General features: G+C 53.9%; 24 protein-coding genes. 12 read left to right on the forward strand and 12 right to left on the reverse strand.

Annotated features, from left to right (window positions below):
• Positions 1 to 32: 32 nt before the first annotated feature.
• A complete protein-coding gene (locus tag ABKW30_RS14790) occupies positions 33 to 548 on the reverse strand; it encodes a histidine phosphatase family protein (protein WP_348599669.1) in 516 nt (171 codons plus the stop codon).
• A 385-nt stretch (positions 549 to 933) separates the two neighbouring features.
• On the opposite strand from ABKW30_RS14790, the gene dksA reads away from it, so the two are divergent.
• Positions 934 to 1350, forward strand: coding sequence for an RNA polymerase-binding protein DksA (gene dksA / locus ABKW30_RS14795; protein ID WP_040854267.1), 417 nt, complete (start codon positions 934 to 936; stop codon positions 1348 to 1350).
• A 194-nt stretch (positions 1351 to 1544) separates the two neighbouring features.
• Here the strand turns inward: dksA and ABKW30_RS14800 are convergent, their stop codons facing one another.
• Positions 1545 to 2648 (reverse strand): hypothetical protein, encoded by a 1104-nt coding sequence (locus ABKW30_RS14800; protein WP_348599670.1) that lies wholly within the window; start codon positions 2646 to 2648, stop codon positions 1545 to 1547.
• A gap of 500 nt (positions 2649 to 3148) precedes the next feature.
• On the opposite strand from ABKW30_RS14800, the gene ABKW30_RS14805 reads away from it, so the two are divergent.
• Positions 3149 to 5746 (forward strand): response regulator, encoded by a 2598-nt coding sequence (locus ABKW30_RS14805; protein WP_348599671.1) that lies wholly within the window; start codon positions 3149 to 3151, stop codon positions 5744 to 5746.
• A 26-nt stretch (positions 5747 to 5772) separates the two neighbouring features.
• Here the strand turns inward: ABKW30_RS14805 and ABKW30_RS14810 are convergent, their stop codons facing one another.
• Together ABKW30_RS14810 and ABKW30_RS14815 are read right to left on the reverse strand one after the other, a co-directional pair.
• Positions 5773 to 7263 carry an AbgT family transporter gene (locus ABKW30_RS14810; RefSeq protein WP_348599672.1) on the reverse strand — a complete coding sequence of 497 codons (1491 nt, stop codon included), beginning with the start codon at positions 7261 to 7263 and terminating at the stop codon, positions 5773 to 5775.
• A gap of 35 nt (positions 7264 to 7298) precedes the next feature.
• Positions 7299 to 8456 (reverse strand): amidohydrolase, encoded by a 1158-nt coding sequence (locus ABKW30_RS14815; protein WP_348599673.1) that lies wholly within the window; start codon positions 8454 to 8456, stop codon positions 7299 to 7301.
• Positions 8457 to 8584: 128 nt separating this feature from the next.
• Here ABKW30_RS14815 and ABKW30_RS14820 point away from each other — a divergent pair, with 128 nt between their 5' ends.
• The 3 genes from ABKW30_RS14820 (at position 8585) to ABKW30_RS14830 (ending at position 10605) form a co-directional block, all read left to right on the forward strand.
• Entirely contained in the window at positions 8585 to 9517 is a 933-nt protein-coding gene (locus ABKW30_RS14820; protein WP_348599674.1) for a LysR family transcriptional regulator, read from the forward strand.
• Between the two features lie 79 nt (positions 9518 to 9596).
• Complete coding sequence (locus ABKW30_RS14825; protein ID WP_348599675.1) at positions 9597 to 10130, forward strand: GNAT family protein; 534 nt, start codon at positions 9597 to 9599, stop codon at positions 10128 to 10130.
• Between the two features lie 43 nt (positions 10131 to 10173).
• Entirely contained in the window at positions 10174 to 10605 is a 432-nt protein-coding gene (locus ABKW30_RS14830) for a GFA family protein (RefSeq protein WP_348599676.1), read from the forward strand.
• Between the two features lie 40 nt (positions 10606 to 10645).
• On the opposite strand, the gene ABKW30_RS14835 is transcribed toward ABKW30_RS14830, so the two are convergent.
• Together ABKW30_RS14835 and ABKW30_RS14840 are read right to left on the reverse strand one after the other, a co-directional pair.
• Positions 10646 to 10984, reverse strand: a complete 339-nt coding sequence (locus ABKW30_RS14835; RefSeq protein WP_348599677.1) for a hypothetical protein — start codon at positions 10982 to 10984, stop codon at positions 10646 to 10648.
• A gap of 54 nt (positions 10985 to 11038) precedes the next feature.
• The gene (locus ABKW30_RS14840; RefSeq protein WP_348599678.1) at positions 11039 to 11446 is read right to left on the reverse strand and encodes a GFA family protein; all 408 of its coding nucleotides are present in this window, start codon (positions 11444 to 11446) and stop codon (positions 11039 to 11041) included.
• A 231-nt stretch (positions 11447 to 11677) separates the two neighbouring features.
• On the opposite strand from ABKW30_RS14840, the gene ABKW30_RS14845 reads away from it, so the two are divergent.
• From ABKW30_RS14845 to ABKW30_RS14870, 6 genes are all read left to right on the forward strand, one after another.
• Complete coding sequence (locus tag ABKW30_RS14845; RefSeq protein WP_348599679.1) at positions 11678 to 12229, forward strand: AAA family ATPase; 552 nt, start codon at positions 11678 to 11680, stop codon at positions 12227 to 12229.
• 256 nt (positions 12230 to 12485) lie between these two features.
• Positions 12486 to 12773 carry an antibiotic biosynthesis monooxygenase family protein gene (locus ABKW30_RS14850; RefSeq protein WP_348599680.1) on the forward strand — a complete coding sequence of 96 codons (288 nt, stop codon included), beginning with the start codon at positions 12486 to 12488 and terminating at the stop codon, positions 12771 to 12773.
• Between the two features lie 135 nt (positions 12774 to 12908).
• A complete protein-coding gene (locus tag ABKW30_RS14855; RefSeq protein WP_348599681.1) occupies positions 12909 to 13229 on the forward strand; it encodes a metalloregulator ArsR/SmtB family transcription factor in 321 nt (106 codons plus the stop codon).
• Positions 13229 to 13639 (forward strand): SRPBCC domain-containing protein, encoded by a 411-nt coding sequence (locus tag ABKW30_RS14860; RefSeq protein WP_348599682.1) that lies wholly within the window; start codon positions 13229 to 13231, stop codon positions 13637 to 13639. The genes ABKW30_RS14855 and ABKW30_RS14860 overlap by 1 nt, the downstream gene beginning before the upstream one ends.
• A 15-nt stretch (positions 13640 to 13654) precedes the next feature.
• Positions 13655 to 13888 carry a hypothetical protein gene (locus tag ABKW30_RS14865; protein WP_348599683.1) on the forward strand — a complete coding sequence of 78 codons (234 nt, stop codon included), beginning with the start codon at positions 13655 to 13657 and terminating at the stop codon, positions 13886 to 13888.
• A gap of 160 nt (positions 13889 to 14048) precedes the next feature.
• Positions 14049 to 14354: a HigA family addiction module antitoxin gene (locus tag ABKW30_RS14870; RefSeq protein ID WP_348599684.1), complete on the forward strand. Its 306-nt coding sequence runs from the start codon at positions 14049 to 14051 to the stop codon at positions 14352 to 14354.
• 1202 nt (positions 14355 to 15556) lie between these two features.
• Here ABKW30_RS14870 and ABKW30_RS14875 read toward each other — a convergent pair.
• Positions 15557 to 16990, reverse strand: a complete 1434-nt coding sequence (locus tag ABKW30_RS14875; protein WP_348599818.1) for a PLP-dependent aminotransferase family protein — start codon at positions 16988 to 16990, stop codon at positions 15557 to 15559.
• A 92-nt stretch (positions 16991 to 17082) separates the two neighbouring features.
• Here ABKW30_RS14875 and ABKW30_RS14880 point away from each other — a divergent pair, with 92 nt between their 5' ends.
• Complete coding sequence (locus ABKW30_RS14880; RefSeq protein ID WP_348599685.1) at positions 17083 to 17319, forward strand: DUF1127 domain-containing protein; 237 nt, start codon at positions 17083 to 17085, stop codon at positions 17317 to 17319.
• A 259-nt stretch (positions 17320 to 17578) separates the two neighbouring features.
• Here ABKW30_RS14880 and purB read toward each other — a convergent pair whose 3' ends face one another.
• From purB to ABKW30_RS14905, 5 genes are all read right to left on the reverse strand, one after another.
• Positions 17579 to 18895, reverse strand: coding sequence for an adenylosuccinate lyase (gene purB, locus ABKW30_RS14885; RefSeq protein ID WP_348599686.1), 1317 nt, complete (start codon positions 18893 to 18895; stop codon positions 17579 to 17581).
• Between the two features lie 100 nt (positions 18896 to 18995).
• Positions 18996 to 19733 (reverse strand): DUF2259 domain-containing protein, encoded by a 738-nt coding sequence (locus tag ABKW30_RS14890; protein WP_348599687.1) that lies wholly within the window; start codon positions 19731 to 19733, stop codon positions 18996 to 18998.
• Positions 19733 to 20407 (reverse strand): ribulose-phosphate 3-epimerase, encoded by a 675-nt coding sequence (gene rpe, locus ABKW30_RS14895; RefSeq protein ID WP_348599688.1) that lies wholly within the window; start codon positions 20405 to 20407, stop codon positions 19733 to 19735. The genes ABKW30_RS14890 and rpe overlap by 1 nt, the downstream gene beginning before the upstream one ends.
• Positions 20408 to 20471: 64 nt before the next feature.
• Complete coding sequence (locus ABKW30_RS14900) at positions 20472 to 21479, reverse strand: P1 family peptidase (RefSeq protein ID WP_348599689.1); 1008 nt, start codon at positions 21477 to 21479, stop codon at positions 20472 to 20474.
• Positions 21479 to 22561 carry a branched-chain amino acid ABC transporter substrate-binding protein gene (locus ABKW30_RS14905; RefSeq protein WP_348599690.1) on the reverse strand — a complete coding sequence of 361 codons (1083 nt, stop codon included), beginning with the start codon at positions 22559 to 22561 and terminating at the stop codon, positions 21479 to 21481. Before ABKW30_RS14905 ends, ABKW30_RS14900 begins: the two co-directional genes overlap by 1 nt.
• Positions 22562 to 22615: the final 54 nt, after the last annotated feature.

Consider the following 22615-nt stretch of genomic DNA (forward strand, 5'->3'; position numbering starts at 1 on the left):
GTTTGGCAGAACTGCCGTGCGTGGTTCCAACATCATAAATGCGATGATGGCGAAAAGAACTCCCGCAGCGTACCTCTTCCGGGTCGGATTTCCGCCAATGGCTCGTCAAACTCTATCACCGCCAGCCCTGCCGTGGGAAATCCGGAGACGAATGTTGGATGTATGGGCGGATCACCGCGCCCGGATAGCGCCATTGCAACCTCTTCCATCATGGGATTGTGCCCGACCAGCATGACCGATTGGCTGCCTTCATGCTCCAGACCTGCCATCCGAATGGCCATCAGATAGGTATCGGGACCGCCGGAATAGAGTTTTTCGAGTTCCTGAAGGATGAAAGGCGGCTCCAACGCCACATACTCAAGTGTCTGGCGCGCCCGGATTGCAGTCGAGCATAGAACGACGTCAGGTTTAAGTTTCCCCCGTTTCAACTCCAGACCAAGGATTTTGGCGGCCTCCGTACCGTCCTTGTCGAGTGTACGGTCGAAATCTTTCTGGCTGGGTGTTGGCCAGATTGCTTTGGCATGACGGAGAAGAAATACGAGACTCATTTACTTATCTCCGTTCTGAAAGAGGTCTGGAAAGGTGCCATGCTTCACCTTTCGAAGCAAATTTGCCATTCTGGACCATGCGGCAAATGCGTCATTTATCAAATAAGTGTGCAAAACCGGTCTGCGAATATTCTGTGCAGGCCGCAATTTTGCAAGGCAAAACGCAACCGCAAGTAGAGCCAGAACGGCTGAAAATGCCAATTTTGGGCCGCATTTTCCGCTAACAGGCTAGTCAAAATTCCAATTATCTGCCCGGAATGCCATTATTTTAAGCGATTTTGGCCGTCTTCTTTATTGATTTGCTATGTCTTTTTGTAGTTGTGCCGCCATGTGACACGACCTATATAGGCCTCCTCGCGTCTCAAAGGTGCAGGGTGATTCAATGATGAATAAACTTATCGATCTTGACTATAAGCCCACGGATGACGAGCCTTTCATGAGTGATCGGCAGAAATCCTACTTTCGTGAAAAACTGATCGACTGGAAGAACGACATTTTGCGGGAAGCCCGCGAAACGCTCGAAATCTTGCAGCAGGAAAATGCAAACCTGCCGGACATCGCCGATCGTGCTTCTTCAGAAACAGACCGCTCCATCGAGCTTCGTGCTCGTGATCGTCAGCGCAAGCTGATTTCAAAGATTGATGCTGCTTTGCAGCGCATCGATGATGGTACATATGGTTTCTGCGAAGAAACAGGCGATCCTATCAGCTTGAAGCGGCTTGACGCCCGCCCGATTGCAACATTGTCTATTGAAGCTCAGGAACGTCACGAACGACGCGAGAAAGTTTATCGCGACGATTGAGCTTAAATCTTCAAATTAAAAGCCCGGGAAACCGGGCTTTTTTTATAAGATATATTGTGCGTGGCTCAACAAGCTCACCATGAGGGAGTTTGTTACTATCGCATGCGCCTACCGCATCATTGCAGCCAAACAAGTTTCCTCATGGTGAGCTTGTCGAACCACGCAGGTGCTCTTATGCAATCGAACCGTACGCTCTAGCGGTCCGGCCGGGAAAGGTCGCCCAGCAGGCGTTCCATTTCATCTTCAATGTCATCGGCCTTTTTGGGCTGCTCGTCTCTGTCGACCTCTCCGCCGGGCGTGATGTTGAGTTCGCTCGTCAGTTCCGGATCGAAAGCATCGGAAAAGTCGGCATCGCTCAACGTTATTTCCGGCTCTGAAGTTTCCTCCGGCTCGATATTGTCGAGCGTTGGCTCGCGATAGATAGGCTCATTGCGTGCTGCAAACGGGAATGCCGCCGCCGTGCTGGCCCTTTGTTCGCCTGAAAACTGCCTGGCCGGCTCTGGAGCCACGATTTCGGGTTCCGGTGCTTCTATCACTGGCTCTGCCCGTGTCTCGCTGCCGAAAGATGGCGAAGCCGTCCGCTCCCAGCTATTGCTGGAGTCACGCACGGGGGCGGTGATGGTTGGGGCTTCGTTTGCTGCTATTGCGGCTGCCGTGATAACGGGCGCCACATAAGGGTGCGGCGTACGTGCCGGTTCCGGGGTTGCTGTAATTGGTGGAATGGGCGCCATGGGCGGGATTGGCGGCAATGGTGTTGGCGCTGTCTGCTGGCGTGGAGCCTGCGGCACATCCCGAGGGGGAACTGGCTGAGGCGTTGGCGTGCGCAGCGGCACTTGCGGCGCTGGCTGTACAGGCGCAGCGGGGCGTGCCACTGGCGCTGTTGCCTGTGGTGCTGGTGAAACCGGCTCGGCCCGTGGTGGTTCCACCGGCTTACGCTCGTTTTTCACGTCCGGCTCGGAGATGCCGTTGGCGGCTGGTTCGATGCGGGACGGTTGCTTGGCAAACTGCCGGATATTCTGCTCGATAACGACATCGCTGGGGCCACCAATCATGATGAGATGCTCGACATCATCACGTCTCACCAATACCAGGCGTCGGCGGTTGTCTACAGCAGCAGCATCGGTAACAGAGAGCCGAACCTGCCTGTTTCGACCACCGGCCACAAATGTTCCGCCCGTGACCCGCCGCAATACGGCAAAGACGAGCAGCAGCAAAATGATGACCAGGGCAAACAGCAGGATGAAGCCCACGATAGGGGCGGCGGTATCGCCAACGACTGTGGCAAGCCATGCATTCATGACGAACTCTCCTCTATAACATCCACCAAGCCCGAAAACTTGTTCCCCGACAAGGGCTTCGCAGTATATTCTCGGGGGACACTAGTGGTCTTATTCTAACATTCGTATCCATTTCGATCACGCTCGTAGCGAATGTTAGAATAATAGGACCACTAGTAAGCATATATTTCTAATGGAGTTTACGAATTTGACATTTGTATCAAAGCATTCGACTGATCGGGAAGCAAATGTCAAATTCACTCCATTAGCGAGTGGGCTTCGCAGTCGCAACCCTGATGATTCCTAAACATATTTAGCCTATAAGCCGTGGAATAAAGCTTATCCGATAAAGGATAGGGTTTAACGCCGGTCAAAGATATGATCCAACCGATTCGAGAAGTGACGACGCAAGCGGCGCTGCTTAAGAGTTGCAGCCGGTTTGACGATGAACAAGGGGCCTGAGACGTATGTCTCAAGAAACAAACAGTAGACGTATGTCTCAAGAAACAAATAGCGGACGTATGTCTCAAGAAACGAACAGCGATCTTTATCCGGAACCGATCATCGCGAACACAAAATCGAACAGGGCAGGCTTGCGCCTCATTCTGCTTGGCATCGTGCTCGTTGGCATTTCGGTGCTGTATTTCATCTACCGCGATCAGTTGGGCCAGCAATTCCTGCTTGGCCTTCTCGGCGTTCTCGCCATGACCGGTGTTTTCTATCTGTTCGGTTCTGCCATCAATGTCATCCAGTTCACGCCTCGCGGTACAAGCGATGAGCTTACGCGTGCGTTTGTCGATACCTATCCGGAAGGTACGGTTGTCTGTGACCAGAAAGGCCGCATCGTTTACGCAAACCGCGCCTATGCGGAGATGACCGGCGTTACAAGCTCGAATGATGTTCGCCCCATCGAGCACATTCTTTCCGGGGAAGCTGCTGCGTCTGACCCGATTTACCGCCTTGCCAATGGTCTTCGCGATGGGATCTCGGGTCAGGAAGAGCTGCGGCTTTCGCGCCCGCTCGATCCGTCCCGCGAGCCTGTGCCCACGTGGTATCGCGTCAAGGCGCGGCCTGTTGCGGGTATCCCCGAGCAGACCGTTCCTGTCTATGCGTGGCAGATTTCGGATATTTCCGCCGAGCGTGCCGAGCAGGAGCGTTATTTTCAGGATATCCAGGAAGCAATCGATCACCTCGACCATGCGCCAGCCGGTTTCTTTTCGGCTGATCCCGATGGCCGTATCATTTACATCAATGCGACGCTGGCGGAATGGCTCGGTATTGACCTCACGCGGTTTACGCCCGGCTCCATGACTGTCCGCGAGATAGTCGCAGGCAATGGCATGGCGCTTATCAATGCGGTGAAGACGGAAGCGGGAACAAGCCGCAATACGGTTATCGATCTCGATCTGGCGAAGGCGAATGGTCAAAGCCTTGCCGTGCGCTTTTATCACCGCGTTCAGGCGCAGCGCGATGGCAAGCGGGGGCCGACAAGAACAATAGTCCTTGATCGGGCCGAGGGCGAAGACACTTCAGCCGCCTTGCGCGCCGCCGAAGTCCGTTTCACGCGTTTCTTCAATTCCGCGTCGATGGCTATCGCCGCTGTCGATTCAACCGGCAAGATTCTGCGCACCAATGCGCGCTTCCTGGGTCTGTTCGCACCGGTGGTTGACCGTGATGACATCGACCGGCGTATCCCGCTCGAAACCGTTGTACACGAGCGTGATCGTGAGGCGTTTGATCGTGCCTTGGCTTCGGCATTTGCCGGAAAAGCTGAGATTTCGCCGGTGGATACGGTCATCCCCGGCAATGAAGAGCGGCATTTGCGGTTCTATATCAGCCCTGTCTTCGATGCCGGTGCAGAGGACGGCTCTGAGGAGGCGGCGATTGTCTCTGTGGTGGAAACCACCGAGCAGAAGGCGCTTGAAGCCACAATGGCGCAAAGCCAGAAAATGCAGGCGGTCGGTCAGCTTGCTGGCGGCATAGCGCATGATTTCAACAATGTGCTCACGGCGATCATCATGTCGTCTGACCTGCTTTTGACCAACCATCGTGCATCGGACCCGTCTTTTGCCGATATCATGAACATCAAGCAGAACGCCAACCGCGCTGCCTCGCTGGTGCGGCAGCTTCTGGCCTTCTCGCGCCGCCAAACGCTGCGCCCCGAGGTTCTGAACCTTACCGATGTCATCGCCGATGTGCGTATGCTCCTTACCCGGCTTGCGGGAACGCAGGTCAACCTCAAGATAGAGCATGGCCGCGATCTGTGGCAGGTGAAGGCCGACCTTGGCCAGTTCGAGCAGGTCGTCGTCAATCTCACCGTCAATGCGCGCGATGCCATGCCGGAAGGCGGCGATCTGATCATCCGCACCCGCAATATGGGCGAGGCAGAAGCTGCACGCCTCAATTACCGCGATGTCGTACCCGGTGATTATGTGGTGGTTGAGGTTGCCGATAGCGGCACGGGCATGACGGCGGAAACCATCGCGAAGATTTTCGAGCCATTCTTCACGACAAAGGAAGTGGGCAAAGGCACCGGCCTCGGCCTCTCCATGGTTTACGGCATTATCAAGCAGACGGGTGGCTCCATCCATGCGGAATCCGAGCTTGGCAAAGGTTCCACATTCCGCATCCTGTTGCCGCGCTTTGTTGAAGGCGTCGAGCCGCAGGTACTGAATGCCGAGGGCGAAGTCGTTCAGATCGAAGCGCCGAAGAAAGAAAAGAAGCAGGAGAAAGCGACCGATCTTTCCGGTACGGCAACCGTGCTTCTGGTTGAGGACGAAGATGCAGTGCGCATGGGTGGCCTGCGTGCGCTCCAGTCACGCGGTTATACGGTGCATGAAGCGTCCAGTGGTGTCGAGGCTCTCGAAGTGATGAAAGAGCTGGATGGCAAGGTTGACATTGTGGTGTCTGATGTTGTCATGCCGGAGATGGATGGTCCGACATTGCTGCGCGAGCTGCGCAAGGACTATGGGGATATCAAGTTCATCTTCGTTTCGGGCTATGCGGAAGACGCTTTTGCCAAGAACCTGCCGGAAGATGCCAAGTTCGGCTTCCTGCCTAAACCGTTCTCGCTGAAGCAACTGGCAACCGCCGTCAAGGAAATGCTGGAGAGCGAATAGCTGCTGCTGCCCGCTCTCCAGTCGGCTTATTTTATGAACAGACCAACACCCGGTGCCAGAGGCAGTCCGACTTCGATCCAGAAGACGAGGAAGGCGGTCCAGGCAACGAGGAAACCTATGGATATCGGCAGCGTCATTGCCGCCAGCGTTCCGATCCCTGCATCTTTCTGGTAGCGCTGCAGGAACGCAAGGCAGACCGCAAAGTATGGGCTCATCGGCGAAATGACGTTGGTAGCAGAGTCTGATATCCTGAAAGCTGCCTGCACCAGCGCTGGCTCCAGCCCGACAAGCATCATCATCGGCACAAAAATCGGTGCCATCAGCGACCATTGGGCTGAACCGGAAGTGATGAAAATGCTCATGACTGTCGCCAGCATGATGAAGGCAAGCACAAGTGGCGTACCTGCAAAGCCGCTGGCGTCGAGCACATGCGAACCGCTGATGGCGATCCATTCGCCAAGATTGGTCCACTTGAACCACGCAAGAAACTGTGAAATCGCAAAGAACAGCACCAGGGTCGGCGCGAGTTCTTTCAGCGCTTCCGTCATCAGGTTAACCGCATCACGGGCGTTTTTAATTTTGCCAACGGCTTTACCGTAAATCCAGCCGACCAGCAGGAAGAACACAGCCAATAGCGCAACAATGCCTTCAAGCAGCGGCGACGGTACGAGCCCGCCTGTTTCATTACGCAGTGGCGAACCCGATGGAAGGGTAATGGCAAGAACTGCAACGACGAATGCCAGTGCTGCCCAACCTGCAAGTTTCAGTCCGCGCATTTCAGTTGCGCCGATTGCTTCAAGATTGAGCATGACGTCGCCATCGTATTTACCGGCCAGCGGTTCGACGATGCGTTCGATCACGAATGTACCCACCAGAGACAGCAGAATTGCCGAGCATGCGATGAAGTAATAATTGTCGAGCGGCGATACATAGGCCTGCGGATTGATCGTATGGGCGGCGCTGGTCGTAATGCCCGAAAGGATCACGTCCACCGGCGTAATCAGCAGGCTGGCATCATATCCTGCACCCACCGCCACATAGCCCGTTACAGCACCAACAAGCGGATTGCGCCCGACAGCCTGAAAGATCATCGCAGAGAGCGGTATCAGCACAATATAGGCCGCATCAGAGGCAACATGGCTGCACATGCCAACGAGAAAGATCACGAATGTCGTCAATTGCCGTGGTGCTTTCATCACGCTCACCTGCATCAGGCTGGCAATGAGACCGGCGCGATCAGCCACGCCTATGGCCAGCATAATGACGAGGATCACGCCGAGCGGCGGGAACATGACGTAGTTCTTGGCGATTGAGGTGAGGGCAAAGACCAGCCCTTCGCCCGAAATGAGGCTTTGTACAAAGACTTCCTTGCCGGTCTTGGGATTGATACCGCTGGCGCCGCCCATGGCCATGAGCCAGGAGACGATAGCGACGACAACGCAGAGGATCAGAAAGAGAATGAATGGATGGGGCAGGCGATTGCCAGCCCTTTCAATAATGCTGAGTAAACGCTGCATGGCGAATATCCTTCAATCGGGATGGAAAGAGTGGATCAGCGGCGCGTGAGACGCCGCTCTGCTATGGCCGTAAACATGCCTGCTGCCACGGGGAGTATTTCATCGCGGTAGTTGTAAAGTGGGTGGTGCAGATAGGCACCGTCCTCGCCATTGCCGACGAAGAAGAAGCAGCCGCGTATACGCTCGAGATAAAACGCAAAATCTTCAGCGCCCATGGTCGGAAGCGTATCGATCCTGCCTGCTTTTTCAGCCCCCATCGTTTCGATGGCTGTTGCAATCACGAACTCGGTTTCATCCGCATTGTTTACGACAGCGGGAATGCGCATGAGCTGGTTGATCGTGGCTGTCGCGTTGTGGGCTTCGCATATCTGCGCCACAACCAGCCGTAGCTCCTTGTCAATCACTGCATAAGCTGCGGGAGAGCCGTCGCGCGTATTGATAATCAGCGATGCGCTGACTGGTATGATGTTGTGACTGTTTCCGCCATGAAATTGCGTGACCGTCACAACGCCCGATTCCAACGGCGAGAGGCGACGGGAGATCACGCTTTGCAATCCCTGCACGACGGCGGTTCCGACGAAAATGGGGTCAACGGCCAGATCGGGCCGCGAGGCATGACCGCCTTTTCCGGAAATCGATATTTCGTAGAGCGAACTGCCGCCCATGGTCGGGCCGGTTTTGGCGAAGACGCGGCCGAGCGGATAGCCCGGACGATTATGATAGCCGTAAATGGCATCGACACCTTCTAGTGCACCCACTTCGATCATTCGTGCGGCTCCAAGCCCGCCTTCTTCGGCAGGCTGGAACACGAGCTTTATCCGGCCTGAAAGCCGATCCGCCATGCCTGTCAGCCCATCGGCCGCCAGAAGCAGCGAGGCCGTGTGCCCGTCATGACCGCAGGCATGCATCTTCCCGGCATTCTTTGAGGCGTAGGGCAACCCCGTTTCCTCGATGATCGGCAGGGCGTCCATATCGGCACGGAATGCGATGGTAGGGCCGGGGCGTCCGGTATCCAGCGTTGCGACAACACCCGTTTCTGCCAGGCCCGTGACAACATCATATCCCAAGCCGCGCAAACGGTTTGCCACCAGATCGGCGGTGCCATGTTCTTCATATTTCAGTTCAGGATTTGCATGAATGTGACGGCGGGTTTCCGTCGCATATTGAATCGCTTCGTTCGAAAACGCGTTCATCGATACTCCCATTTCAATGTTCCGCATGGCCTGACTGGCCTTTTTGACGTTGATATCAGCGTCACAAACATGCCACAATCGCTTTAATTCGTATAAACCGTTGCCGAAATGGCAAGGCAGGAAACGTCATGCAAAGTACATCGCTTCGTTATTTTCTTGAGGTTGTGAAGTCGGGTTCTATTGCCGATGCTTCCTATCGGCTGAACGTCGCAAGCTCCGCCATCAGTCGGCAGATTGCCAAACTGGAGCGGGAATTGGGAGTGGAGCTGTTCGAGCGGCGACCTCGCGGCATGGTCCCGAGTGCGGCAGGTGAGGTTTTGTCTGCCCATGCGCGGCGCACAATGCTTGATGCCGAACGTGCGACTGCCGAGATCAAGGCTTTACAGGTGCCTGATCGTGGTTTTGTACGCCTCGCCAGCTATGAAGGCTTTGCCGTCGATATTCTTTCTGAAGCAATAGCCGGGTTTCGCAAACGCTTTCCCCGCGTAACGTTCCATCTTTGGGTTGGAAACTCTGTCGAGGTTGCGCAACTCATTCAGGATGGTGAAGCCGACATAGGCACGACATTCAATCTCGCGCCGCCACGCGGCGTCAAGATCGAGCAGGTTATCCGTCGCCCGATGCACGCCCTTATCCCGAAACATCTGCCGCTCGCCGGTCTTGAGACTGTAACAATGGCGCAAACGCTGGAATATCCTGTCGCCTTGCCGGATAAAGGGCGCACGCAGCGCCATTTGATCGACGCATCCTTTGCAATGCAGGGATTTGTCGTAGAGCCCGTCATGTCAACCAACTGCATCTCCGCACTGCGCCGCTTTTCCGATGCGGCCGATTGCATCCACTTTACGAGCGCCATCCGCACGCCCGGACGCACTATTGTCGGGGAGTTTGTCGCCGTTCCTGTCGATGATGAGGTCATGACAGACAGCGTATTGCATATACTGACCATGGAGGATCGCACTCTGCCTGTCGCAGTGCGCGCATTCCTTGATATGCTTCTGGATGACCTTCATCCGTCGGAACGAGGCGAATTGGCGAAGCCGTTAAAAGCGGTCAGCTAGGCCGATGCCCTTGGCTATGGCAAAGTCTATCGGGTATGTTTTCACTGGAATAATGCTCCATCCACTTTCGGAGGTCCCTATGCCACCTGTCCTTACGGGCGCGCATGTAAAACTTCGTTCCCCGGTCATTTCTGATGCGAATGCCCGATTTTCATGGGGAACGGTGCCCGAGATCGCAATTATGTTTGGTGTAAGCGCGGCTGACATCAAACCACTCACCCTCGAAAAGAGCCAGCAATGGGCGCGCAACCTTGCGACACATCCTAACGCATGGATCATTGAGCATGGTGGAGCTTTGATCGGTGAAATACGGCTTGACCGGCTCGACATGCAGGACCGGCGCGCCTCAATGGCCATTGCTATATATGATCCGTCCTCTCTAGGACGTGGTTTGGGCACAGAAGCCATCAAGCTTGTACTGGCTCATGCCTTCGGCACCATGGCACTCCATCGGATTGGTATTCGGGTTCTCGCCTATAATGCTCGTGCGATCCGCGCCTACCAAAAATGTGGCTTTGTCATTGAGGGCCGCGAGCGTGACACGGCCTATGTTAACGGGACATGGCACGACGATATCATCATGGGGCTATTGGAACACGAATACGAGGTTTGATGGTTTACCCAATCCACTTACTGCATCGACAGGAGCAAGCAATATGACACAGCAGGGACCCGACAAGTCCCGCACTTTGCGGGGATCGTGCCGGTGCGGCGAAGTCACATATGAAGTAGCGGACGAGTTCATCTTTGCCGTGAATTGTCATTGCTCAAGCTGCCGGCGCACAACCAGCGCAGCATTCAAGTCGCTTGCAAGAATTGAGCGCACCAAACTCCGCCTCACCAATGGGCAGGAGCACACATGGATCATCGGCTCCGATGATTGGCATGATGAGCGGTGCAAATCATGCGGTTCATTTCTTTTTGCGGTCGTTGATGGCGGCGAGTTCGCTCATATCGCTATGGGCACTCTTGTGGATGATCCGACCATTCGCCCAAGTGCGCACATCTTCGTGGGCTCCAAGGCGCCATGGTTCACGATCACCGATAACCTGCCGCAATACGATAAACACATCATCGAGGAAGGTTGAGCTGCTGCTGAATATTTAGCCCGGCCCTGCGAGAAGGTACCTACTGCGAGGTGTTGCTCGGTGGATTTGCTTGGGTGTCGCCGCCGGAGCCGCTCTGCGGTGTCGTATTTTCAGCGGGTGCATTGGTCGTCGGCTGGTCACCGGAGGGCGGCGTAGCCTGATCAGAAGGTTTGTTCTGATCGGGCGCAGAGTTTTCCTGTTGGGTTACGTTTGCCTTGTTGTCGGTGCTTTCACCAAACAATTCAGCGCCGCCCCACGCGACGGCTGCAAGTAGCAATCCACCCACCAAGACAAGCAGTACTGGTTTGCCGAGTGGACCTTGCCTTGCTTCCCTGGCGGTTTCGCCGACATTATCGTTGGTCCGAGGTTCATTGGCCATTTGTTCATTCTCCTATTGGAAGTTGAACAAGTGAGCTGGCCTAAAGTTCCCCGATCACTCTTTTGCCAGATTTTCCTCGAAGCCTTCGACATCTTGCGGAAGAACAACCCAATGATGTTTATAGCGCTCAAATACTGAAAGGGTTGGAGCCGGGAAGTCTGGATCGGCCAACGCGCCGACAGCAACGCCAAGCATTGCAGGTGCGGCATCAGCTTTCCAATAGACTGTCGAACCACAAGTCGGGCAGAAATACATGCGTACCTTGCGGCCGCTTTCGGCGATGCGAACGAACTCTGTAACGGTTCCTGAAATCTCCACAGTATCAATTGCATAGAACGCGTTGACGCTGAAAGAACTGCCGGTTCGCCGCTGGCAGGCAAAACAATGACACGCGGCAACCAGTTTGGCGGGTTCTCGCATCACAAGTCTGATTGAACCGCATGCACACTGGGCATCGGACATGGGAAATCCTCCGTCTTTCTCGGTGAAACAGTTTTTAAGGTGTGGGGTGAGGCGCAGTTCGAACTGCTGTCTTGGACAGGCAGGACGTAGAAGATGACCCAATTGCGAATCTGAATGCGCAGGCCTTACATTCCCACAGCGTCGCCGATGCTGTCAACGGCGAAGCAATCCTGCCGCTTGCCACCTTGCGGCTCGGCACATAGGTTCACTGCATTATCGACGAGGTTACACATGCTGATCATCATGAGCGGACTGCCGGGCACTGGAAAAAGCACGATTGCGCGGGAACTGGCCCGTCGCCTGAACGGTGTCTATCTGCGTGCCGATACCATCGCGCAGGCGCTCATCTCGGCAAAAGTCCTCAAAGATGATAACAATCCAACGGCCTATATCGTTGGATACGCCGTCGCAGAGGAAAACCTGCGGACAGGCGCAATCGTAATTGCGGATTACGTCAATGGCATTGAATTGACCCGTCGGGCTTGGCGAGATGTGGCAGGACGGGCCAACGCCAGCTTTCACGAGATCGAGGTCATATGCTCCGACGCGGTGGAGCACTGGCGCAGGATTGAAACCCGCGTTTCAGACATCGCTGGTCTAGTCCTGCCCACGTGGCAGCAGGTCATCGACCGAGCCTATGAAAAATGGGACGCAGGAACGACGACGATTGATACTGCTACAACGAGTTTGGAAGATGCTGTTGCCGGTTTGCTGGTCCAATTCGGAAAAGACGGCGGCGAGGATTGGAATGCACTTCAGCGCACCATCTCGACATTACGCTAGTCTTTGGATCGGAAATGAAATGTGGAAAGCATATTTAGTGAAGTCTTTGCAAATCATTGCAATTGGGCTTGCAGTGTTTTCTTTCTGTGCCTTCATCTACGCGCTTTTCCCATACAGCCTGATACTAATCGGCATACCGCTTTGGATTGTGACCGCCCGTTTCTTTGCCCGAAGCTGATTATAATCGGGACCAGTTGTCGGTTTCGCCCCTCTTCAATCGTCTTTCCTACATGGACACATTCAAGAGGAGGCTAAAATGCTGATCATCGCAGGTCATTATTCCGTTTCACCAGAGCGTCGCCAATCGTACATTGATGCCTTTGCCGATCTGGTTCAAAGGGCGCGGGCTTATCCAGGCTGTATCGATCTGGCAATCAGTGCTGATCCAATCGATCCATCCAGAGTAAACATGATTGAAATATGGGAATCCGATGAAGTGCTGAAGGCTTGGCGGAAGATTTGCAACCCGCCCAAAACAGGCGTTCGGATGCATAATATCAATGTGCAGAAGCATTATATCAGCCGGTCAGAGGCTCCGTTCTGAACGCTGCGGTAAGCCCAGAGTAAACCTGAATCGCAATCCTGCTCTAGCGAAAGCATTGTTTCACCGCACAACATGCTTGACTAACATATAGCTGCGTAGTTATAGATTGACGTATAGCTAACGAGTTATATGTCGATGCAGCCCAATCATGATCTCATTTTCAAAACACTGGCAGATCCGTCCCGGCGCGCTCTTTTTGAGCGTATGTGCCGGGAAGGAGAGCAGACCGTCGGGGCCCTGACGGTTCACGCAGGAATCTCGCAGCCTGCGGTGTCAAAACATCTTGGGGTGCTCAAGCAAGCCGGACTGGTTCTTGGCCGGCAAGACGGGCGCAACATTCACTACAGCGCTCAGATAGGTGCCTTGTCCTCGCTCATAGACTGGACAAATCAAATGGCGGGGTTCTGGGAAAACCGGTTCGATGATCTCGAAGACTTACTCAAAAGGATGGACTGATGGCCGAAGTAGCTACAGAAATTCGCTCGGTTATTATTGAGCGCGAGATATCTTATCCGCCGGAAAAGATTTGGCGCGCATTGACCCAACCTCATTTGATTGAGGAGTGGCTCATGAAGAACGATTTCAAGCCTGTCATCGATCACCGTTTCAAATTCAGTGCGGACTGGGGCGCAGTTGACTGCCAGGTACGCGCCATCGAGCCGAACAAGACGCTGTCTTACACGTGGGATGCCTATGGGCTTGAGAGTGTCGTTACCTGGACGCTCACCCCGACGAAAACAGGAACCAGCCTGCGTATGGAACAATCCGGCTTCCGCCGCGATCAGGAACAGGCCTATCGGGGTGCAAAACATGGTTGGAAGCAATTCATGGATGCGTTTGAGAAAGTTGTGTCGCGGATAGATTAACAAGGGGAGGTTGCAATGAACGTAAGCAAATGGGTTCGGCAAGTGCATCGCTGGCTGTCGATCATCTTTACCCTAACCGTCTTGGCTAATTTCGCTGTTCTGGGATTGAATGAAAGTGATCGCCCGATGTGGGTGGTCTATTCCCCGCTTATCCCGCTCTTTTTGTTGTTGTTCAGCGGTCTGTACATGTTCGCCTTGCCCTACGCCATAAAGTGGCGCAGCGGGCAGAACTTCGGTGCGCAGGGGTAGGGTGCATCGTTTTCTCTAATGACTGTTGCGGTGATGCTACGTAAGTTATTTGCTTACAAAGATGCAGCAAAAGTCGATTTCGAGCAGTATCACTGAATTGCCACCGGGCGGGTGCCCGAGACCTAACCGGGCACTGGGCCGCGACCGTAAGGAACCGATTATGAATTACGAAGTTAACCGTCCGTTGGCACGCTGCCCGTCCCATCCCGGCGCGTTGCTTGACGATATCATCTCTGCCACCGGCAAGACGAAAGTCGAGATCGCCAGCATGCTCGGTATTTCCCGTCAGCAACTTTACGATATCATTGGCGAGCGAAAGCCCGTTTCTCCGTCTGTTGCTGCCCGCCTCGGCAAGATGTTCGGCGATGGTGCTGCGATCTGGCTGCGTATGCAGGCAGGGTATGATGCTTGGCATGCAGAACGCGAAACAGATTTGAGCAAGGTTCCAACGCTGAAAGTGGCGTGACCTTGTTATTTCGCTAATCTGCTTGAGGTGATTTCTTGAATAGCTTTGCATGGCAGGAGTTGTGACGCTCTTCCTATGTGTCGGCAAGTGTTCCCTGACTAAAAGGTCCGCACTGAGCGTTAAATCGTTCTGTAATTCGAGATAAACTGATGTAGTTCCTATATGAAGAATTGTTTTCGTATTCCTGCGATTGAGATGGAGTTCAGTCTTTCCTTCGTGTCCATGGTGATGCAACGCTTGACCTGTATGCTTGCCAACCTCGAGGTAGGTCAGCCAGTTCCATTATGCTAGGATCAGTTTCCACGATTTCCCGTAAGCTGACTAACACCGCATCTTCTTCATTTAGTGGATCTTGATTCCAGAATTGCCACCCTCCATCGTCCTCGTCGTGAGAAACGTACGAAATCCAATCCGAAAATTGCGAAATCTTCTTGTTTGTAATTACCGCCTGGTTCGTTGGATCTACAAACTTCCAGAGCATCGAATTCTCCAATTAAAACTGTGTGGATCATTGTCTAGTTTGCAATCGCCAAAACTAGGCGACAAGGGGAAAGTTGCTTGACATCAATCTTTATCGGCATCATCCGACCAAACAATTCCGTCAGTGTTCTGGTCCTTTGGTTTTTCATTAATTGACATTGATTCCTAGCTCAAACGCCTTTTTGCCAAAGCTGAATAGAATAAAATGGGCAGACAGTGATTACATGAGTTCGGGCCGTTTAATGGTCGACGACAAAACCAAGGCTTGGCGCGACCGAATATCCGATACGGGTACGAGAGGTCTTCGACGAAAAATCAGATTGGCAACTTAGTGCAATTTATACCGTCTATGAAACATGCATGTTCGAGCGGAATAAAAATGAAGCAATTGCCTACTTCCGGGAAGGGAAATTAAAAGGAAGTCTTTTTGCTGAGGCAAGGTATTACAGGTACATAAATCACGGCTGGCGCAAATGGCTCAACTATCCGCGAGTCATCATACTCGCCATAAAGGCCGTTAGAATTATGCTGAGGGATGAGCACGATCCGCGCATACTTCGCTGACATGGTCAAATATGTCACCAAGCAATCTCCCGCTGCGCGATTATTTCGGAGAGCTTTCTCCGCTGCATCAATTACAGTGGTAAGTGCGGAGGCCTATGAGCGTGGAGGATCAAGGCAAGGTTGGGCGATAACGATATACGGCTGACAGCCACCTAACCTCACGAATAGCTGTCATAGCTGGCGTTGCTGGTTTCCATCAGGCGGCGAATAATTGAGAATCCTTGACGCAATTCTTCCCGCGTTGCGGGCACCGTCACGCCGAGCCGGACGCGGTGGAACGCTTTCTCCGTGCGGCCCGGTTTGAACTCATCTTCGTCGTCGATCAGAACGCCTTCGTTGAGGGCGGCATTCTTGAATGTGGCTGAAAGCCATGGGTCCGGCAGTTTTACCCAAAGGAATGTCGCCAGAGGCTGGGAGTTGAACTCCATTCCGGCGAATATGTTCTGCGCAATTGCTTCGCGGGCTTGAACTTCTTTGCGGACCTTGTTGCGGATCACGTCGGCTTCGCCGGAATTCACCAGTTGTGCACCCAGTTCCGCCATCATGAAAGGCATTCCGCCTGTAACCATCTTATGTGCAGTATAGACCCGTGTCGCCAAGTGCGAAGGACAGGCGACCCAGCCGCCACGAACACCGGCGGCGACCGATTTCGACAGCCCGCCAATGTGGAATGTGCGCTCGGGTGCTAAAGCCGCAATGGCAATATGTTCGTTCTGCATCACCGAGCCGTATATCTCGTCTTCGATGATCCAGACATTGTATCGCCGTGCGATCTCGACAATTGCCCGGCGGTTTTCCTCCGGCATGGTCGTTGCCGTGGGGTTATGCAGCGAAGGCATCAGAAAGACCAGCTTCGGATGCTGTTGGGCACAAAGCCGTTCAAAATCGTCCGGAGTCGCAAAACCGGCCTGCGTATGCATGATGATGCTGCGCCGGCCCATGAGATTGACGCTGCGAGCGGCAGAACAATAGGTCAGGTCTTCGAAAGCGATCTTGTCGCCCGGAGCAGTCACCGCAGCAATGATCGCCAGGATCGCCGAATGCGCGCCAAGTGTGGGCACAATGGTAGTGGGCTCCGGTGTCCAGCCCGGAGACGCCAGCCACTTGCTTCCGGCTTCGAGCCAGCCTTGGGGCAGGGTGCGGGAATAGCTGGATATCTCGCGCGGATATTGTTTCACAATACCCTGTAGCAATCGTTCCATCGGCTCAGATTGTCCAACGTCAATCGCTGCGGTCGAGTCGAGGCGGATATTGCCGGGCTCGATAATCGCGCCGCGCGTGCCGCCAAATGGCGTTGATGTGCTCGAACGCTCGACCAGTGGCACATCCTTGTGGCTGGTCACATAAGTGCCGCGCCCGACTTCGCCGGTGACCAAACCACGCTCGCGAATAAGATTATAGGCGCGGCCCACTGTCCCAATCGTAACGCCGATATCGAAGGCAAGGTTGCGTTGCGGAGGCAGCTTGGTTCCGGGCGGGAGAATGCCCTGCGCAATGTCCGATTCGATGCGGTTTGCCAGCCGCATATAAAGCGGCCCGCGGCGTTCTTGGGGTTCAATGTCGTTTTCGAGGTCTGGAAGCCAATTTGTCATGGTGACAATGAATATATTGCGATTCAAATAGAGTCAATTCATTAAAGATACGAACAATAATCGAGTCAATGCAGGCTTGAAGGATTAGAAAAATGAGTACAATTGATACAATGAGGCCATCTTGCCAATCTGATGAGGGCGCTGGTGAATATAGCAGCGCTCCCTCTGCGTTGATGGCGATGCTTAACCGGGTGGCATTTGCTTTGGTCAAGCGGCGGACACGCGCTCACCTCAGCGAACTCACCGATGAGCAACTTCGGGATATCGGTGTTACAAAAAGTCAGGCACGGCAAGAAGTCGCGCGGTCTTTCTGGGACTATGAAGCGTGAAGCTGAAGCCCGAAATGAGGGATGCGAGCCGTGCGCTTCATCTGCAATCAACGCGTGTGGGAAACAAATGAAAAAGAGGAATTGAACGAGCGTTCAATTCCTCTTTTGAGCTTATCGGGTTTTCGCGGCTTTTTTTGCTGCAAAAACCCAAAAAATGAAACTGACATTTTTGATTTCGCTACGGCTTCGCGCAGAATTCGCAAAGTTTGCGAGCAAAACGCTCCAATTTTGCAGCATTTTCGCAACCGGCAGCTTTAATTTAGTTGTTGCTGGTTGAGCCAAACACGCGGCGGAAGATCGTATCGACGTGTTTCGTATGATAACCGAGATCAAATTTTTCGCGGATTGCATCCTCCGGTAGAGAAGCCCGGACATCGGCGTCGCCGAGCAATTCCTCAAGGAAATCCGCGCCGTGTTCCCAGACCTTCATCGCATTGCGCTGAACCAGCCGGTAGGAGTCTTCACGCGAAACGCCAGCCTGTGTGAGTGCCAGCAGAACACGCTGAGAATGGATCAGACCACGGAATTTATTCATGTTTTTCAGCATGTTGTCCGGGTAAACCAACAGTTTTTCGATGACGCCAACCATGCGCGCCAAGGCAAAATCGAGAGTGATTGTTGCATCCGGACCGATCATGCGTTCAACCGAGGAGTGTGAAATATCGCGCTCATGCCAGAGCGCAACGTTCTCCATTGCCGGAAGTGCAAAGGCGCGAACCATGCGGGCAAGACCAGTCATGTTCTCGGTCAGTACCGGATTGCGCTTGTGCGGCATCGCCGATGAGCCCTTCTGTCCGGGCGAGAAGTACTCTTCCGCTTCCAATACTTCCGTGCGTTGCAAATGGCGGATTTCGACCGACAAACGCTCAACCGAAGAGGCTATAACACCCAAGGTTGCAAAATACATGGCATGGCGATCACGCGGGATAACCTGTGTCGAAACCGGTTCTGCCTGCATTCCCAAAGCCTTAGCGACATGCTCTTCGACCCGCGGGTCGATGTTTGCGAATGTGCCTACCGCGCCGGAAATGGCGCAGGTTGCAATCTCTTCGCGTGCAGCGACCAGCCTTTGACGGCATCTTTCGAATTCTGCATAGGCTTGTGCAAGCTTCACACCGAAGGTTGTCGGCTCTGCGTGAATGCCATGGCTACGGCCGATGGTGACCGTGTCCTTATGTTCGAACGCCCGCACCTTCAGGGCAGCCAATAGCCGGTCAAGATCATCCAGAAGGATATCGCTGGCACGCATAAGTTGCACATTAAAGCAGGTATCAAGAACGTCCGAAGAGGTCATTCCCTGATGCACGAAGCGCGCGTCCGGTCCGACGATTTCAGACAAATGTGTAAGGAAAGCAATGACATCGTGCTTTGTCTCGCGCTCGATTTCGTCAATGCGATCAATGTCGAATGTCGCTGCGCCACCCTTTTCCCAAATGGTTTTCGCCGCTTCTTTCGGGATTACGCCCAGCTCTGCAAGGGCATCGCAGGCATGCGCCTCAATCTCGAACCAGATGCGGAATTTTGTCTCGGGAGACCAGATTGCGACCATCTCGGGCCGCGAATAGCGCGGGATCATGTGTTTTCCTGTCGGCGGGTGGATATCGGATTTCAGTGCGGTCTATCAGACCAGAGCGGATCACTCAATGCTGCTTTAGGCTGGTCTTGGCTGTTGTGCATTATCGCTGTCTGGTTACTGCCAGCCAACGGTAGTCCGGGCCCTCGAAGCCAACGCCCCGAACTGCAATCATCACAGCTACAACCGGTTTGCCACCTTCCGGATAGAACGTCTGGACAGCGCCGATACTATAGCCGAGTGGGCAGCCACGGCTGGACGGAATGGTAATATCCTCATGCAGCAGTTCGGGTTTTGTATCCGGCTTATCTTCGGTCAGGGTCAGGCGGAACCCTTTGATTTCACCTACGTTTTGGCATGTTTCGCTGGCAGGGACGGCAACTTCCTGAAGCTGGATCGTGATGTTTGCGTCCAGAGCCGGGAAGATCGGCCTTGGATTAACAGTAACTTTGAACGGATCGGCGGAGAGTTCAGTAACAGGGTTGAATGCAACGGTCTGACCGGCATTACCGCGCAACTCCGTGTCGGATAGAGATGTCAGCCCCTGACCATCCTGTCCGGCTTTATTACGGGCGTTTTCAAGTGATGAATGCTCATCGTCCAGCCTTACCCGCACCGGGGTTTTGGACAGAAATTTATCGGTCGCCGTGTCGATGTAGAACCGGTTTGCATATGGAAAGCCGGAGCCGTCCTGTACGCCATACTCCTCAAAAGCGAATGTACCGCCATCCTTGGAAAACCCGAGAATATCGAGCTTGGCAGCGTCACCAGCCTGTGCCACGGCAGGCATTGCGACAAGCATGGCAACGAGTCCCAAGCCCGATAGATGGCGATATGACATTACGATCCCTTCTTTATCGAACTCCGTATCAGGTCGATATTAGCTTTGTATTGGGCCTCTGTCCCGCCTTTATAGACAGCCGATCCTGCAACGAGTGCATTGGCACCAGCTGCGACAGCCAGTGGTGCGGTCTCGGCAGTGATACCGCCATCGACTTCAATGTCGATAGGGCGGTTGCCTATCATGTTTTTGATTTTCCTCAATTTATCCTGCATCTCAGTGATGAACTGCTGACCACCAAAACCGGGATTGACCGTCATGACCAGAATAAGATCGACGTTATCGAGAACGTATTCAATTGCGGATTCAGGCGTCGCAGGGTTGATCGCAACACCTGCTTTTTTACCCAAGGCACGAATGGCCTGTAGTGAACGATGCAGGTGGGGCCCAGCTTCCGCATGAACTGTGATGATGTCCGAACCCGCCTTGGCGAAAGCTTCAATATACGGATCGCAAGGCGCGATCATCAGATGCGTATCGAACACCGCATCGGTTAGCGGCCGGATTGCTTTCACGACATCCGGGCCAAATGTGATGTTAGGCACGAAATGCCCGTCCATGACATCGATATGAATCCAGTCCGCGCCGGCATTCAGCACGGAAGTTATTTCCGTGCCAAGCTTCGAAAAATCCGATGCCAGAATGGACGGGGCGATAACGAGCGGACGGCTCATGGTACTCTCCGGGATAGGGAAATGGTTGGCGCGCACCTATCATGCGTAGCCCTGCGGCACAAGCTTAAGTCAGTGAACGCCAAACAGGGTAAGGGTCGTTTTCGGCGGGTATGGCTGAGTACACCCCTCGTGCAACGGCGCGGGCCATTGTGGATGCTGCGCTGGCGCAAAGATCAATGAACTCGCCGATCTCCGGCGCTCTTCCGCTCGTTCCCGTGGCAAGGGCGAAGATCAGATCGCCATCGAATACAGTATGGGAGGGCCAAATTGCGCGGGAAAAACCATCGTGAGCGGAGATAGCCAAGCGCTTGGCCTGCGCTTTGGTGAGTATGAAATCTGTAGCGATAACGCCGATTGTCGTGTTGGCGGCACCCGATGCATGGCTGAATTTGGTGCGTACATCAGCAGCTATTTCCGGCATTGGATGCGGCAGACCCAGCCCGCCAAACTCGTCAGCAATTTCAAAAGGAGTGGCCCAGAAATGCCGTGTATCACCCACCGTGACCATGCCCAACGCATTGACAGCAACAAGCGCGCCGATGGTCGACCCGTTGTCTATCACCGTAGAGGCCGAGCCTAATCCGCCCTTTAATCCTGCAACTGTGGCACCAGTCCCGGCACCGGTCGTGCCAAGAGAAAAGTCGAGGGATGCGGAATGCACCGCCTCATATCCCAGTTCCCGATAAGGTGGATATCGGCCCCAGTCCTTGTCGCCGCCGTTGAGCATATCGAACAGAATTGCTCCGGGAACGATGGGAATTCGCTGATTGCCAACCTCAAAGCCAACGCCCATCTCACGTAATGCTGCTTGCACGCCTGATGCAGCGTCCAGCCCGAAAGCCGAACCGCCGGACAAAACCAGTGCATTTATTGCCTCGACTGTGTTGTGCGGTTCCAGAAGGTCTGTCTCTCGCGTTCCTGGAGCGCCGCCGAGCACTTGTACTGCGGCTGTTGCCGGGGCGTCGCAAACTATGACGGTACAGCCCGATTTTATCTTGCCATCGGCAGAGTTACCTACTTTAAGGCCGCCAACATCCGTGATGAGATTCCGCAAACCGGCGCGCCGTGCCATTAATTGGTCTCCGGTACGAATTGTTTACCATCATATTTCTGCAACCGATATGTGTCAGCGATGCGTTCACCCGCTGCATCGAATTGAACAGTTCCGAGCGCTGTATTAAAGGTGGTTTTGCGGAGCAATTCGCCGATTGAACCGGCCTGAGATCTTGCTGCACTCAGAACGTCAAGCGCTACTTCAGCTGCAGCGTAGGAAGCGATTGTATAACCTTCCGGGACTTTTCCAGCAAGCTCAATGGCATTTTTAGCATTGCGGGCGCTTTCAAGAATTTGCACCGCGCGGGGAGCGATCATAAGCGTGCCCACGGCAAGATCGTTCTCCTTGCCTAACGCATTCAAAGCTTCACTTCCGATAATTGTCAGAGGGTAGTTTAATGCGGTAGCACTACGGCCGATGGCAGCAACATCATCGCGTTCGCCTCCAACAAAAACCTGCGTTGCCCCGGCGCGCTTAAGGCGACTGACAAGCGCATTCTGGTTATCAAGGCCGGGGCGGTACGTATCCGAAAATACCGGTTTCAGACCATTTTCCTCAAGTCTCGCACGGATGGCGGATGTAAGTTCGCGCCCAAAAATTGTCCCGTCGTCGATCAGTGCAAAGGGAACAGAGCGCCAGAGATCAGCAAGAATGGCGCTTGTTTCATTTACTTCATTACGATTTGAGGGAGCCAAACGGAAAACAGGAAACGGTTGATCTGTTCGAAGTTCGGCCAAGGTCTGCGAGCGGATTGCCGGTGTGATGATCGCGATGCCCTTTTGACCAAGGATAGGCAAAGCTGCCTCCAGCGATTCTGTGCACAGGAAACCTATGACGAGAAGGACATCGGATTGGAGCAATTGTTTTGCAGCTTCTGCTCCCCCGGCAGCGGTGCAACTGTCATCGCGGGTTATGATCGATGCGACCTGTCCACTTTTATCGGATGCAACCGCCACTGCGGCACCGTCCACAAGTTGATTTCCCAGGCGTGAGAACGCGCCCGAGATTGGCGCTACAACACCAATTTTGTCGTCAGCATGTGCAACAGTGCAGAACACCAAGCCCAAGGCCAAGGTTGTTGTGCGGATCAGGAGATTCATCGAAAAATTGCCGTTTCCTCATATCTGGTAACCGATTACCTGTTTTCGGTAACT

Source organism: Phyllobacterium sp. SB3 (genome assembly GCF_040009165.1).
Lineage (GTDB): Bacteria > Pseudomonadota > Alphaproteobacteria > Rhizobiales > Rhizobiaceae > Phyllobacterium.

What these genes read in the sequence shown, in the direction of transcription:
- ABKW30_RS14865 (WP_348599683.1), top strand. Translation starts at nt 13,655, where the DNA reads ATGAACGTAAGCAAATGGGTTCGGCAAGTGCATCGCTGGCTGTCGATC.
- ABKW30_RS14815 (WP_348599673.1), bottom strand. Translation starts at nt 8,456, where the DNA reads ATGAACGCGTTTTCGAACGAAGCGATTCAATATGCGACGGAAACCCGC.
- ABKW30_RS14845 (WP_348599679.1), top strand. Translation starts at nt 11,678, where the DNA reads ATGCTGATCATCATGAGCGGACTGCCGGGCACTGGAAAAAGCACGATT.
- ABKW30_RS14875 (WP_348599818.1), bottom strand. Translation starts at nt 16,990, where the DNA reads ATGACAAATTGGCTTCCAGACCTCGAAAACGACATTGAACCCCAAGAA.
- ABKW30_RS14790 (WP_348599669.1), bottom strand. Translation starts at nt 548, where the DNA reads ATGAGTCTCGTATTTCTTCTCCGTCATGCCAAAGCAATCTGGCCAACA.
- ABKW30_RS14850 (WP_348599680.1), top strand. Translation starts at nt 12,486, where the DNA reads ATGCTGATCATCGCAGGTCATTATTCCGTTTCACCAGAGCGTCGCCAA.
- ABKW30_RS14810 (WP_348599672.1), bottom strand. Translation starts at nt 7,263, where the DNA reads ATGCAGCGTTTACTCAGCATTATTGAAAGGGCTGGCAATCGCCTGCCC.
- ABKW30_RS14805 (WP_348599671.1), top strand. Translation starts at nt 3,149, where the DNA reads ATGTCTCAAGAAACGAACAGCGATCTTTATCCGGAACCGATCATCGCG.
- ABKW30_RS14825 (WP_348599675.1), top strand. Translation starts at nt 9,597, where the DNA reads ATGCCACCTGTCCTTACGGGCGCGCATGTAAAACTTCGTTCCCCGGTC.
- ABKW30_RS14855 (WP_348599681.1), top strand. Translation starts at nt 12,909, where the DNA reads ATGCAGCCCAATCATGATCTCATTTTCAAAACACTGGCAGATCCGTCC.
- ABKW30_RS14880 (WP_348599685.1), top strand. Translation starts at nt 17,083, where the DNA reads ATGAGTACAATTGATACAATGAGGCCATCTTGCCAATCTGATGAGGGC.
- ABKW30_RS14890 (WP_348599687.1), bottom strand. Translation starts at nt 19,733, where the DNA reads ATGTCATATCGCCATCTATCGGGCTTGGGACTCGTTGCCATGCTTGTC.
- ABKW30_RS14900 (WP_348599689.1), bottom strand. Translation starts at nt 21,479, where the DNA reads ATGGCACGGCGCGCCGGTTTGCGGAATCTCATCACGGATGTTGGCGGC.
- ABKW30_RS14800 (WP_348599670.1), bottom strand. Translation starts at nt 2,648, where the DNA reads ATGAATGCATGGCTTGCCACAGTCGTTGGCGATACCGCCGCCCCTATC.
- ABKW30_RS14860 (WP_348599682.1), top strand. Translation starts at nt 13,229, where the DNA reads ATGGCCGAAGTAGCTACAGAAATTCGCTCGGTTATTATTGAGCGCGAG.
- dksA (WP_040854267.1), top strand. Translation starts at nt 934, where the DNA reads ATGAATAAACTTATCGATCTTGACTATAAGCCCACGGATGACGAGCCT.
- purB (WP_348599686.1), bottom strand. Translation starts at nt 18,895, where the DNA reads ATGATCCCGCGCTATTCGCGGCCCGAGATGGTCGCAATCTGGTCTCCC.
- ABKW30_RS14870 (WP_348599684.1), top strand. Translation starts at nt 14,049, where the DNA reads ATGAATTACGAAGTTAACCGTCCGTTGGCACGCTGCCCGTCCCATCCC.
- ABKW30_RS14820 (WP_348599674.1), top strand. Translation starts at nt 8,585, where the DNA reads ATGCAAAGTACATCGCTTCGTTATTTTCTTGAGGTTGTGAAGTCGGGT.
- ABKW30_RS14835 (WP_348599677.1), bottom strand. Translation starts at nt 10,984, where the DNA reads ATGGCCAATGAACCTCGGACCAACGATAATGTCGGCGAAACCGCCAGG.
- rpe (WP_348599688.1), bottom strand. Translation starts at nt 20,407, where the DNA reads ATGAGCCGTCCGCTCGTTATCGCCCCGTCCATTCTGGCATCGGATTTT.
- ABKW30_RS14840 (WP_348599678.1), bottom strand. Translation starts at nt 11,446, where the DNA reads ATGTCCGATGCCCAGTGTGCATGCGGTTCAATCAGACTTGTGATGCGA.
- ABKW30_RS14905 (WP_348599690.1), bottom strand. Translation starts at nt 22,561, where the DNA reads ATGAATCTCCTGATCCGCACAACAACCTTGGCCTTGGGCTTGGTGTTC.
- ABKW30_RS14830 (WP_348599676.1), top strand. Translation starts at nt 10,174, where the DNA reads ATGACACAGCAGGGACCCGACAAGTCCCGCACTTTGCGGGGATCGTGC.